The following is a 13,658-nucleotide window of genomic DNA, read 5'->3' on the forward strand; positions in this document are numbered from 1 at the left end:
GATAAATACTTAGATTTGGCCCAATTATAAACCCAAATCTAATTTTATGAAACTAAAAATTTACTTTTTATTCTTTTTAATGTGTTTTAGCTTAATTGGCTATGCTCAAAATTTCGACCATATATATTCAGATACAGTTGAAGGTTCTGCTGTTGAAATAAATTTTAACGATATCAGTGCCTGTCAATCTAATGTAGTGTTAAATATTACTGAATTTCGGAATTTATCATATCCAACTAATCTTTGTGCCAATCTTTTTGTTAAATATAAAGTTTTTGTCAATGATGTAGAAATTGGGGATTATTGTACAGGAGAAGCGCAATCTTTTGATTTGTCAACTTATGGCGCAATAAATAATGTAAAAATAGTGGGTTATAATACTTACAATGATATTGATGATACCATAAAAATAAATGCTAATTTAGTAGTAAGCTCTTCTCTAGTAGCTATGCCAGCCACTAGTCCAACAACATCAGAGCTCTCATATTGTTTAAATACTTCTGCTACAGCTTTAACAGCAACCTTAACAGGAGGAGCAACTAGATTAAAATGGTACACAACGAATTCTGGAGGATTGCCATCTAATTCAGTAATTCCAAACACATCTGTATTAGGCTCAACTATATATTGGGTTTCACAAGCAGATGCCGTCGGTTGTGAAAGTGAGAGAAGTTCGGTTGTTGTCACTGTATATGACACTCCTAATATACCTACAGCAGAAGCTCAAGAATTCTGTGAAAGTAGAACAGTTGCAGATTTAGTACCAGAACCAAGTGCTACAATAGTATGGTATGATGTAGAAACAGAAGGTGTAATCTTAAGCTCTACTTCAGAGTTAACAACAGGAACATATTATGTTTCAGAAGTGAATGCTAATGGTTGCGAAAGTGAAAGAGTTTCCGTTAATGTTTCTGTTAATTCTATTTTAGCACCAATAGCAGAAGCTCAAGCTTTTTGTGGCGTTGCAACCGTTGCAGATTTATTACCAGAATCTAGTTCAACTATAATTTGGTATGATTTACAGACGGAAGGTTCCCCATTAAGTTCTACTACATCTTTAACAGCAGGAACATATTATGTTTCAGAAACAAATGCGAATGGATGTGAAAGTGAAAGAACTGCAGTTAATATTTCAATAAACGGAGTGCCACATGCACCAACAGCAAATAGCGTACAAATTTATACTAGTGAAGCAACTATTGCAGACTTAACAGCTACAGGTACAGGCTTACTTTGGTATGATGTTGCTACAAATGGCACGTCTTTAGACTTAACTGTCAGTTTAGTAGATGGTACTACGTATTATGTAAGTCAAACCACCACATGTGGAGAAAGCTTAAAAACAGCAATAACCGTTAAGGAAATTAGCGAAGCATCACAAGCCTTTTGTGGGTCTGCAACCGTAGAGAATTTAACGAGCACACCTTCTGCAGATGCAACCGTTAGTTGGTACTCAGAAGCTACAGGAGGTACTGCATTAGAGAATACTACAGCACTTGCAACAGGGACATATTATATTGAAGAATCGATGACAGGTTCTGTCACTACTTTATTAAGTGATTTATATAATCCAACTGGAGTTGCTGTTCAATCTGGTGGAAAAATTCTGCTATCAGATTATAATGGTAGTTCCATTATACGTATGAATGCAGATGGAACCAATATCGAAACCTTAGGAAACGGATTTGAGAGTGCTCGAGATGTTGTCATTGAAGCCGATGGAAAAATTTTGGTGTTAGGTACAGGGGATATTCAACGAATGAATACAGATGGTTCAAATATAGAAACCTTAATTGAGGGTTATCTATATATAAATTCCGTAAGCGTTCAAGCAGATGGGAAAATTATTTTTTTCGATTTTTATGAAGGTTCTTTAAAACGAATGAATGCTGATGGTACGGCAATAGAAACTTTAAATGACTATTTTGAATTAGATTCAGAACAAATTGCGATTCAAGCGGATGGAAAAATTGTGGTAGCAAATTTAGGGTTTAGATCAATTATGCGTTTCAATGCAGATGGTACTAACTTAGAAACTGTAGGAGGTGTTTTTGACTATCCAACAGGAGTAGCCATTCAAGCAGATGGAAAGATTGTAGTCGCAACACAAAATGGTGAAATTAAACGAATGAACCCTGATGGTACAGGTCTAGAAACTATAGCCAATGTTTCAAGTCCTGGAAAATTAGCTATTGAAGCAGATGGGAAAATTTTAGTGGTAGATGATAATACTATTAAACGTATCACGGAAGCTTATACTTCCAATAGAGTTGCGGTTAGCGTAATAATTAATGAAGCGCCAGAAGCACCAACAGTATCAACTCCAGTAACCTATAACCAGGGTGATACTGCAAGTGCATTAACAGCAACTTCAGGAGGTACAGGGTTATTGTGGTATACTTCAGAAACGGGAGATACAGCTTTAACCGAAGCACCAACACCAAATACAGATACTATTGGTTCAACGTCATATTGGGTAACTAGCACAAATGATAATGGTTGCGAAAGTGAACGTATTGAAATTGTGGTTACTATCTATAGTCCTGCAACTCACCTAAATTTTGATGGAGTAAAAGATTATGTTGATTGTGAAAATATTTTGCCAGCTTCTTATACAAAAGAAGCATGGATTTCAATGAGCGCATTTACATCCGCTAATAATATAATTTCAGGTTCAAATAATTCTGGACAACATGCTCTTTGGGTACCAAATGGTATATTATCTGCAGGCCACAATGGTAGTTGGAATGGAGTAGTGGATCCAGACATACTATCATTAAATACATGGTATCACGTAGCTGTTAGTTATGATAGCGCAACACAAGAAATGAAATTGTATAAAGACGGGATTTTAGTGGCTACAAATAATAATATTCCTGCTCCAATTAATGGAAATAAAGTTATTATAGGTGGTTATAGTCCTAGTGAAGGTAATTTCCTATGGAATGGCTCTATTGATGATGTTCGTATTTGGGATGTTGTCAGAAGTGCAGATCAAATTAATAGTAGTAAAAATTGTGAATTACAAGGTTCAGAATCCAGCTTAGTCGCATATTATAAATTTAATCAAGGTGGAGACACTGCTGATAACACAGCTATTACAACTCTAACGGATGCTACAGTAAATGCTCACGATGGAACATTAGCTAATTTCACCTTATCTGGAACAACAAGTAACTTTTTAGCGGGTTCTCCAATAACTACAGGTTCTACAATACCAAATGCTCCAACAACCACAACATCAATAACCTATGAGGTAGGAGATACAGCTAGCATATTAACAGCTACAACAGATGGTTCAGGGGTATTATGGTATACAACAGAAACGGGAGGAACTGGAGATGTAAATGCACCAACGCCAAGTACAGAAACCGTTGGTTCAACCTCCTATTGGGTAACCAGTACAAATGAGAACGGTTGCGAAAGTGAAAGAGTAGAAGTAGAGGTAACAGTAGAGGAGACCTTGGGAGTTAATGAAAATGAGATGTTAAAAAACATTAATATCTATCCAAACCCAACCAATGCGTATGTTACAATTACCTTACCAAATACACAAGAATCCAAAATTACAGTTTACGATTTAAATGGAAGGTTGCTTTTAAACCAATCAAATACAAATGGTGATTTTAAAATAGATTTAAGCGCTTATCAAGCTGGTGTCTATCTCTTAAAAATTGAAGTAAATCAAAACCAAGTCATTAAAAGAATTATAAAGAACTAATAATAGTAATTTTAGATCTGGTTGAAAATGGCGATACCCTTAACAGGTGTCGCTATTTTTTATAGAATAATTTTAAGATTCTAATCGACCTCTTTGTAAGACAGTGAAAGAGCCACTCACATACAAAGAATGGTATTTCAAAACAATTTTATCGTGTTTATTAAGAATAGATATTATATTAGATTTTACTAAGTTTTTAAAATCAATACTAAAAGTACTTGTATTCTACTTTGATTATATAAAAAAACTGATTAAATAGCAGAGAAACAGCGTTCACCTTAATTGGTTGCGCTGTTTTTTATGAAATTAATATTAGCTATATTCTCTTAACAAGAAACTTTATCTAGGCTAGATTATGATCACTAATGCGCAAAATTATCTGTCCAAATACTTAACTAAATGTGCTTTTAACCTGAATAAATAATAGCATTACTTTTTTTTAGATTTAAATACCGTTTTGTTTGTAATAAACAAATCGATCCACAGTAAGGTTTCAAAAATATTTTTGGTCTATTTAGTAGCTTTGTCCATTATTGAAATTGCATGCCATGTGATAGGCTTCTTGAATATAAATTCGAATATAACTTAGTCATTTGGTAAATGGTAATAATTCACGAAAATGATAGGTCTTTAATTTGATCCAAAAAATTTTGTTTATAGGCTCTACCCAATGGTAGTTTCTTGCTATTGACTTTTACTGATAGGCTAGAATAGCTTTGGATACTATTTTTGTTAATTAATACAGATTTATGAATCCTAATAAATTCGGTAGGGTAAAGGTCTAAAAATTCGGAAATAGATCTTCGCGCTAAATGTTCTTCATTATTAGAGGTAAAGATGTTAATATTCACACAACCTCAAAAAAAATATACGATACGTCAATCATTATTGGCTATCGCTGAAAGTCTAACCTACCGATATTTTTAAACAATCGCATCGATCTTATATTGTGAATAAAACCAAAGTGGAGCGAATTACACCAAATTCAGTGATTATAAATGGAACAGAAATACCCTTGTCCAGATCTTATGCAAAGCACTTTAAGTAGTTATTGGAATACAAAACAGTGCATTTCAACCCTTTTTATTTGCATTTCATGGATTAATGCTTAGATTTGGGCCAATTAAAAAACCCAAATCTAAAATCTTATGAAACTTAAACTTTACTTATTTACTTTGGCACTATTATGTCAATTTATAATTTTTGGTCAAACTATTGACCAGCAAAATTCACCAGAAGAAACCAGTTTTATCAGTACAAATTACCCAGATGCTGGAGGTCAATCCTTTACAGCTGGTGTAACAGGAGATCTATCCCAAATAGATCTTAAAATAAATAGCAAAAGTTTTACTGCTGTGGAAGGTAGCTTTGATTTATTGGTATATAGTGGTAACGGATATGGCGGTACGCTTTTAAATACCACATCGCTTGAAGTTCTTTTAGATTACGGAGTACAGAATATAAGCTTCACCCTTTCTTCTCCAATAGCTATTACAAGTGGTAATTTTTATACGATGCGTCTTGTTATGAATAATAATATTGATATGGATACACGCATCACAATGGGAAACACTTATAGTGATGGTGGTTTATATTATCAAGAAGGAAACGCTAGTTTTTATAATTTGGGAGATTTATGGTTTATAACCTATGTTACAACAGGACCAAATGCACCAACAGCTTCTGCTCAAAGCTTTTGTGAAGGTGCCACCGTTGCAGATTTGCAAGCCACAGGTACAGATTTAAAATGGTACACAGCAGAAACAGATGGTACAGCCTTAGTAACTACTACAGTACTTTCTTCTGCAACATATTATGTTTCTCAAACTGTAAATGAAACAGAGAGCGAAAGAACTTCGGTAAGTGTAAATGTTTCGTCAGCAATTACGGTTACAGCAACGTCCACAAATGTAAGTTGTAATGGTTACAATGACGGAAGTATTACAACAACAGTGTCAGGCGGAACAGCACCTTATATTTATTTCTGGAGTAATGGAGAAACAACCGCTTCCATAAGCAACTTACAATCTGGGACATATAATTTACTAGCCGTAATCGATGACAACGGCTGTGAGTTAGGAGATGGTTTTGGTAACCCTTATGCGTTATCAGTAACAATATCACAACCTGCTTTTTTAAATGCACCAACAGCAGAAGCACAAGCTTTTTGTGGCGCTGCAACCGTTGCAGATTTATTACCAGAATCTAGTTCAACTATAATTTGGTATAATGTAGCAACGGAAGGTTCAGCATTAGAGGCTACTGCATCTTTAGCAACAGGAACATATTATGTTTCAGAAACAAATGCCAACGGTTGTGAAAGTGAAAGAACTACAGTTAATGTTTCTTTAAACGAAATGCCACATGCGCCAACAGCAAATAGCGTACAAATTTATACTAGTGAAGCAACTATTGCAGACTTAACAGTTACAGGTACAGGCTTACTTTGGTACGATGCTGCTACAAATGGCACGTCTTTAGACTTAACTGTCAGTTTAGTAGATGGTACTACGTATTATGTAAGTCAAACCACCACATGTGGAGAAAGCTTAAAAACAGCAATAACCGTAAAACAAATTAGTGAAGCATCACAAGACTTTTGTGGGTCTGCAACCGTAGAGAATTTAACCAGCTCACCATCAACAGATGCAACAGTTAATTGGTACCCAGATGCTACTGGAGGTACTGCATTAGAGAATTCTACAGCACTTGGTACAGGCACTTATTATGTGGAGCAAGAAACACCTACTACTGTTACGACTTTAGCAAGTGGCTTTATTTTTCCACATGGAGTAGCTATTCAAGCCGATGGAAAAATTGTGGTGGCAGACACTTATAATGATGAGGTTAAACGGATGGATGCCGATGGTTCAAATATAGAAATTTTAGGAAGTGACTTCGTACGTCCTCGTGGAGTAGCTATTCAATCCGATGGAAAAATAGTGGTGGTAGGTTCTTCTGGTAGTAATTCTATTAAACGAATGAATGCAGATGGTTCAAGTATAGAAATTTTAGGAAGTGGTTTTGTTAGTCTTAATGCAGTAGCGATTCAAGCCGATGGAAAGATTGTGGTGGCAGATACCCAAAGTGATCAGATTAAAAGAATGGATGCCAATGGTTTTAATATAGAAATTTTAGGTAGTGGTTTCAATAGCCCTTATGGAGTAGCCATCCAAACCGATGGAAGAATTTTAGTTGCAAATTATCATAATAATGATAATACAGTTAAACGAATGAATGCAGATGGTTTAAATATAGAAATATTAGGAAGTGGTTTTTCTAACCCAAGCGGAGTAGCTGTACAAGCAGATGGAAAAATTGTGGTGGCAGAATTAGGTAATAACTCTATTAAACGTATGAATGCCGATGGTACAGGTATAGAAATTTTAGGAAATGGATTTGAAGCCCCAGCTGGATTAACCATACAAGCAAATGGAGATATTTTAGTGACAGATGGTGAGTTTATTAAACGTATTACAGAAGGCTTATCTAATAGAGTTGCGGTTAGTGTTACAATTAATGAAATTCCAGATGAACCAACAGTAACTACACCAATTACTTATAGTGAAGGTGATACTGCAAGTGAATTAGCTGTAACAACAGGAGGTTCAGGGGTATTATGGTACACAACAGAAACTGGAGGGACAGGTTCTACTACAGCGCCAACGCCAAGTACAGCAACCGTTGGTTCAACATCCTATTGGGTAACCAGTACAAATGAGAACGGTTGCGAAAGTGAAAGAGTAGAAGTAGTGGTATCAGTAGAGGAGACCTTAGGAATTAATGAAAATGAGATGTTAAAAAACATTAATATCTATCCAAACCCAACCAAAGCATATGTTACAATTACCTTACCAAAAACACAAGAATCCAAAATTACAGTTTACGATTTAAATGGAAGGTTACTTCTAAACCAATCAAATACAAATGGTAATTTCAAAATAGATTTAAGCGCTTATCAAGCTGGTGTCTATCTTTTAAAAATTGAAGTAAATCAAAACGAAATCATAAAAAGAATTATAAAGAACTAATAATAGTAATTTTAGATCTGGTTGAAAATGGCGATACCCTTAACAGGTGTCGCTATTTTTTATAGAATAATTCTAAGATTCTAATCTACCTCTTTATAGGGCAGTGCAACAACCACTTACATACAAAGAAAGGTATCTCAAAACTCTTTTATTGCTTCTACTAAGATTAGTAGTTAGATTTGATACTTATTAAGCTATTTAAATCAATACGGGAAGTTTTCGTATCACCCACATTAGTTAAATTTTTTAAGGGATTTGATTAATAAGCAGAGAAACAGCGTTTACCTTTATTGGTAGCGCTGTTTTTTATGAAATTAATTTTTATATTTGCTTTAATCTCTTATAGTAGAACTTTCATTGAGATAGATCACAATCACTAATGCGCAAAGTTATCTGTCCAAATGCTAAACTAAATATGCTTTCAACCTGAATAAATTTTAGGTTTACAATAAACAATGTGTTTGTTTTGTTACTAAAAAGTATAAATAGAAAAACTAATATGTTATCTAAATCTAACAGAATCAATAAATGAATTTTCTCTTTTCTTTCTCCATAAGCTTAATCGGTTTACTATTTTTAGTTCTAAATACCGTTTTGTTCGTAAAAAATAAATCTATCCATAAGAGGGTTTCAAAAATATTTTTGGTCTATTTAGTGGCATTATCCATAATTGAAATTGCATGCCATGTGATAGGTTTCTTGAATCCGAATTCAAATATGTTTATTTCTCATTTTTACTTTGTTTTCCAATTTGTCTTTTTGAGTCTTTTGTATTATAAGATATTTGATAATATGATTATTAAAAAGGCCATATTAGTAATTTTGGTACTTCAATTATTAATTTTAAGTTGGATTTATTTTTCTGACTTTCAGTTATTTTGGGATTTTAATCTTTATGAAATTGTATCATGTTCCTCAATTCTGGTTCTCTATGCTTTATTATTCATTTTTAGAAATTTTGAAAAAGAGCATAAATATTTCAACTTTTCAGTGGGTTTAATTTTATATTTAATCTGTAGTGTTTCAATTTTTACCTCTGGAAACATGGAACTGGTTTTATGGGAAGAACCATTTGTCGATATTTGGATCTTCAACTCCATCTTTTACATTCTGTTTCAGTATATGATTTATAGAGAATATAAATTCCTTACAAAAACTAACAACACCGTACTTGAAGCTAAATTGCGTTTATAGTTAAGTCAAAAAAAAAGCCAACTCAAAATGAGTTGGCTTTTATATAAGTGAAATATGTTATACAATAGGCGAAACGCCTTATTTAATTTTCTCTATTATTGCTTTAAAAGCGTCTGGGTGATTCATTGCTAAATCGGCTAAAACCTTACGGTTTAATTCGATTTCATTAGCTTTTAATTTACCCATAAATTGAGAATAAGATAAACCATGTAATCTGGCTCCAGCGTTAATACGCGTAATCCATAATGCACGGAAATTTCTCTTTTTAACTCTACGGTCTCTATACGAATATTGCATCGCTTTATCAACCGCATTTTTTGCTACTGTCCAAACGTTTTTACGACGTCCGAAGTAACCTTTTGCTTGTTTAAGCACCTTTTTTCTTCTGGCTCTTTTGGCTACAGAATTTACTGATCTTGGCATATTTTAATTGTTTTTTGTAGTAGGCGGTCGATTTTGTTTCGACACTTTAGTTCAAAAATCTAAAATTAACATTCGCTAATCTTAAATATTTTGAGGCCTAACTCCAGGGTTTATAAAAATTATTTAACCGAACGTGATTACTTTAATCGTAATTGTTCTTTAATACTGTTCTCATCACTCGCATGTACTAAAGTACTGTGAGTTAATGCTAACTTACGCTTTTTAGACTTCTTTGTTAAGATGTGACTCTTAAAAGCGTGCTTTCTTTTAATCTTACCAGTACCTGTAACTTTAAATCGTTTTTTGGCACTAGATTTGGTTTTCATTTTAGGCATCTTGTTCTCCTAGTTTTGTTTATTTCACTTATTATTTTCAACCTGTATATCAGGAATTATTTCGATTTTCTTGGAGCAATAAACATAGTCATACGTTTACCTTCCAGTTTAGGCATTTGTTCTACTTTACCTAATTCTTCTAAATCTTGAGCTAATCTCAGTAGCAAAATCTGCCCTTGTTCTTTAAAAACAATAGAACGTCCTTTAAAGAATACAAATGCTTTTAATTTAGCACCTTCTTTTAAAAACTTTTCAGCATGTTTCTTTTTAAAATCGTAATCATGATCATCGGTTTGCGGTCCAAATCGAATCTCTTTTACTACAACTTTACTAGCTTTAGATTTTAAAACTTTTTCACGTTTCTTTTGTTCATAAAGAAACTTTTTATAATCCATAACCTTACAAACAGGAGGATCTGCTTTAGGAGATATTTCTACAAGGTCTAAACCTTGTTGGTCTGCTATGGCAAGCGCATCTTTAGTTGGATAAACACCAACTTCGATATTATCACCTACTAAACGGACTTTTTCAGACCTAATTTTAGAATTAATTCTGTGCTGATCTTCTTGACTAACACGTCTTGAGACTTGTTTTCTTCTACGTATTGCTATGGCTTTATGTTTTTAGTTAAACTTATTTTAAAATGTTTTTAATGTCTTATTAATTTCTTCATTAATAATATTTGTTAAGTCTTGTACAGTAATCATGCCAAGATCTTCCCCTCCATGTTGACGAACAGAAATCATGCTTTCTTGCTCCTCATTCTCTCCAACAATAACCATATATGGGATTTTCTTCATTTCGGCTTCCCGAATTTTCTTCCCCATGGTCTCATTTCTATTATCAATCAGGGCGCGAATTTCGTTATTTTCTAACACATTTAAAACTTTTTTCGCGTATTTTTCATATTTCTCACTAATTGATAGGACAATAACCTGATCGGGGATAAGCCAAAGTGGGAAGTTTCCTGCAGTATGCTCTAGTAAAATAGCAATAAATCGTTCCATACTACCAAAAGGAGCACGATGGATCATTACTGGTCGGTGCAGTTCATTGTCACTACCTTTATAGTTTAATTCAAAACGCTCCGGTAAGTTGTAATCTACTTGAATTGTACCAAGTTGCCACTGTCTCCCTAAGGCGTCTTTTACCATAAAATCTAATTTAGGTCCGTAAAAAGCCGCTTCACCAGTTTTTACTACATAATTTAATTCTTTGTCAATGGCCGCATTTAAAATTGCTTTCTCTGCTTTTTCCCAGTTTTCATCGCTTCCAATATATTTTTCTGGGTTCTCAGGATCTCTTAAAGATACTTGAGCTGTGAAATTTTCAAATCCTAAAGATCCAAAAACATAAAGAACTAAATCGATAACATCCTTAAACTCTTTATCTAATTGTTCAGGTGTACAAAAAATATGTGCGTCATCTTGCGTAAAACCTCTTACACGAGTTAAGCCGTGAAGTTCACCACTTTGTTCATATCTGTATACGGTACCAAATTCAGCAAAACGTTTTGGCAAATCTTTATAAGACCACTGCGAGCTATTATATATCTCACAATGATGAGGGCAATTCATCGGTTTCAATAAGAATTCTTCACCGTCTTTTGGTGTAAGTATAGGTTGAAAGCTATCTGCACCATACTTTTCATAATGTCCAGAAGTAACGTACAATTCTTTTTGCCCAATATGAGGTGTGATAACCATTTCGTATCCAGCCTTTTTCTGAGCTTTCTTTAAGAAGTTCTCCAAACGTTCACGTAAAGCGGCTCCTTTAGGTAACCATAATGGAAGGCCTTGACCAACTTTTTGTGAAAAAGTAAATAACTCAAGTTCCTTTCCTAGCTTTCTATGGTCTCTTTTCTTTGCTTCTTCAAGTAATTCTAAATATTCCGTAAGCTCTTTTTGCTTCGGAAAAGAAATACCATATAATCTGGTTAATTGTTTGTTCTTTTCATCACCTTTCCAATAGGCTCCAGCAACACTAAGTATCTTAACGGCTTTTACAATTCCTGTATTTGGAATATGTCCACCACGACATAAATCTGTAAAAGTAGAATGATCGCAGAAAGTGATCGTTCCATCTTCTAGATTTTCAATTAAATCTACTTTATAACTATTGATGTCTTTATAGTATGAAAGAGCTTCGGCTTTAGATAAAGAACGCATATTAAAATCATGCTTTCCTCTAGCTATCTCCAACATCTTATCTTCAATGCGTTTAAAATCTTTATCAGAAATAGTTTCTTCTCCTAAATCAATATCGTAATAAAAACCATTTTCTATTGCAGGACCAACCCACAACTTCGCATTTGGATAAAGTTCTTCTATTGCTTGAGCAAGTATATGCGCAGAGGAATGCCAGAATGCTTTTTTACCTTCATCATCTTTCCATGTATATAATATTAAAGAGCCATCTGTAGTTAATGATGTGGTTGTTTCAATAACAGTATCGTTAAATTTAGCTGAAATAACATTTCTAGCAAAGCCTTCGCTAATGCTTTTAGCTACTTCCATAACGGTCGTGTTTTCTTCATACGACCTAATACTACCATCTGGCAATGTAATCTCTATCATTATATATATGTATTTAAATAAGGTAGCAAAGATAATAGTATAATAATTTACATACAATGTTACATCCTAAAATTTGTTTGATATCATTTTTATGCATATTGACTACATATATATGTATAAAAGTTAAGGATGTATTCTTAAAAACTAGAAGTTCCTTACTATATATAGATACTGTTTTATAAATAGAATGATATACAAAACTAGTTATTGTAAGATTTATTAAATATTTCCGATTTCTATCTATTAAGTTTCAGTTGATTAAGTCTTACTTCAAAAAAAACTTATTTTTTTTATAAGAATTGTTTGTTTGTAAAAGAAAAAGGGTTGTATATTTGCACTCGCTAAAAACAACATCTGTTATAGTGAAGTTCTTTAAAAGTAGTGTTAATTGAAGATTAGGAAAAGGTCAAAAAAACTTTTTCAAATTTTTTTTCAAAAAACATTGTGTAAGAATAAAAAGGGTTTTATATTTGCACCCGCTTAGGAGATTAACGCCCTAGGGAAGTAAGAAAAAAGTTCATAGACATATTGAATTGACAGCGTAAGATTTAGCTGGAAACGGTTAAATCAAACAAAGAGAATAAATTATTTTGAGTACCTAATTAAAACTATTTCGATTGGTTGTTAAATAATATTTAAGAATTAACGATGAAGAGTTTGATCCTGGCTCAGGATGAACGCTAGCGGCAGGCTTAACACATGCAAGTCGAGGGGTAACAGGGAGCTTGCTCCGCTGACGACCGGCGCACGGGTGCGTAACGCGTATACAATCTACCTTTTACAGTGGGATAGCCTTTAGAAATGAAGATTAATACCGCATAGTATATAGACTTGGCATCAAGATTATATTAAAGATTTATCGGTAAAAGATGAGTATGCGTTCTATTAGCTAGATGGTAAGGTAACGGCTTACCATGGCTACGATAGATAGGGGCCCTGAGAGGGGGATCCCCCACACTGGTACTGAGACACGGACCAGACTCCTACGGGAGGCAGCAGTGAGGAATATTGGACAATGGGCGAGAGCCTGATCCAGCCATGCCGCGTGCAGGACGACTGCCCTATGGGTTGTAAACTGCTTTTATACAGGAAGAAACACCCCGACGTGTCGGGGCTTGACGGTACTGTAAGAATAAGGATCGGCTAACTCCGTGCCAGCAGCCGCGGTAATACGGAGGATCCAAGCGTTATCCGGAATCATTGGGTTTAAAGGGTCCGTAGGTGGATAATTAAGTCAGAGGTGAAATCCTGCAGCTCAACTGTAGAATTGCCTTTGATACTGGTTATCTTGAGTTATTGTGAAGTAGTTAGAATATGTAGTGTAGCGGTGAAATGCATAGATATTACATAGAATACCGATTGCGAAGGCAGATTACTA

The 13,658-nt window shown here is 34.1% G+C and carries 9 protein-coding genes and 1 rRNA gene; 5 read left to right on the top strand and 5 right to left on the bottom strand.

From position 1 onward, the window contains the following. Positions 1-46 precede the first annotated feature (46 nt). Positions 47-3,721 (top strand): Ig-like domain-containing protein, encoded by a 3,675-nt coding sequence (locus tag IEV77_RS17135; protein WP_188467053.1) that lies wholly within the window; start codon positions 47-49, stop codon positions 3,719-3,721. A 611-nt stretch (positions 3,722-4,332) separates the two neighbouring features. Here the strand turns inward: IEV77_RS17135 and IEV77_RS17640 are convergent. After that, the gene (locus IEV77_RS17640; RefSeq protein ID WP_188467054.1) at positions 4,333-4,572 is read right to left on the bottom strand and encodes a LytTR family transcriptional regulator DNA-binding domain-containing protein; all 240 of its coding nucleotides are present in this window, start codon (positions 4,570-4,572) and stop codon (positions 4,333-4,335) included. Between the two features lie 68 nt (positions 4,573-4,640). Here IEV77_RS17640 and IEV77_RS17645 point away from each other — a divergent pair, with 68 nt between their 5' ends. The 3 genes from IEV77_RS17645 (at position 4,641) to IEV77_RS17155 (ending at position 8,946) form a co-directional block, all read left to right on the top strand. Continuing rightward, on the top strand, positions 4,641-4,769 hold the full coding sequence (locus IEV77_RS17645; protein WP_373282369.1) for a LytTR family transcriptional regulator DNA-binding domain-containing protein: 129 nt from the start codon (positions 4,641-4,643) through the stop codon (positions 4,767-4,769). A 100-nt stretch (positions 4,770-4,869) separates the two neighbouring features. Then, on the top strand, positions 4,870-7,752 hold the full coding sequence (locus IEV77_RS17150) for an Ig-like domain-containing protein (protein ID WP_188467058.1): 2,883 nt from the start codon (positions 4,870-4,872) through the stop codon (positions 7,750-7,752). Between the two features lie 792 nt (positions 7,753-8,544). Further along, complete coding sequence (locus IEV77_RS17155) at positions 8,545-8,946, top strand: hypothetical protein (RefSeq protein ID WP_188467060.1); 402 nt, start codon at positions 8,545-8,547, stop codon at positions 8,944-8,946. Between the two features lie 78 nt (positions 8,947-9,024). On the opposite strand, the gene rplT is transcribed toward IEV77_RS17155, so the two are convergent. From rplT to thrS, 4 genes are all read right to left on the bottom strand, one after another. Next, complete coding sequence (gene rplT, locus IEV77_RS17160; protein WP_188467062.1) at positions 9,025-9,369, bottom strand: 50S ribosomal protein L20; 345 nt, start codon at positions 9,367-9,369, stop codon at positions 9,025-9,027. Positions 9,370-9,506: 137 nt separating this feature from the next. After that, the gene (rpmI, locus tag IEV77_RS17165; RefSeq protein ID WP_188467064.1) at positions 9,507-9,704 is read right to left on the bottom strand and encodes a 50S ribosomal protein L35; all 198 of its coding nucleotides are present in this window, start codon (positions 9,702-9,704) and stop codon (positions 9,507-9,509) included. A 56-nt stretch (positions 9,705-9,760) separates the two neighbouring features. After that, positions 9,761-10,315 (bottom strand): translation initiation factor IF-3, encoded by a 555-nt coding sequence (infC, locus tag IEV77_RS17170; RefSeq protein ID WP_262891668.1) that lies wholly within the window; start codon positions 10,313-10,315, stop codon positions 9,761-9,763. A gap of 27 nt (positions 10,316-10,342) precedes the next feature. Next, complete coding sequence (gene thrS, locus IEV77_RS17175; RefSeq protein WP_188467065.1) at positions 10,343-12,280, bottom strand: threonine--tRNA ligase; 1,938 nt, start codon at positions 12,278-12,280, stop codon at positions 10,343-10,345. A gap of 645 nt (positions 12,281-12,925) precedes the next feature. On the opposite strand from thrS, the gene IEV77_RS17180 reads away from it, so the two are divergent. Continuing rightward, a 16S ribosomal RNA gene (locus tag IEV77_RS17180) occupies positions 12,926-13,658 on the top strand; the annotation flags it as partial.

The organism is Xanthomarina arctica (genome assembly GCF_014638915.1).
Lineage (GTDB): Bacteria > Bacteroidota > Bacteroidia > Flavobacteriales > Flavobacteriaceae > Xanthomarina > Xanthomarina arctica.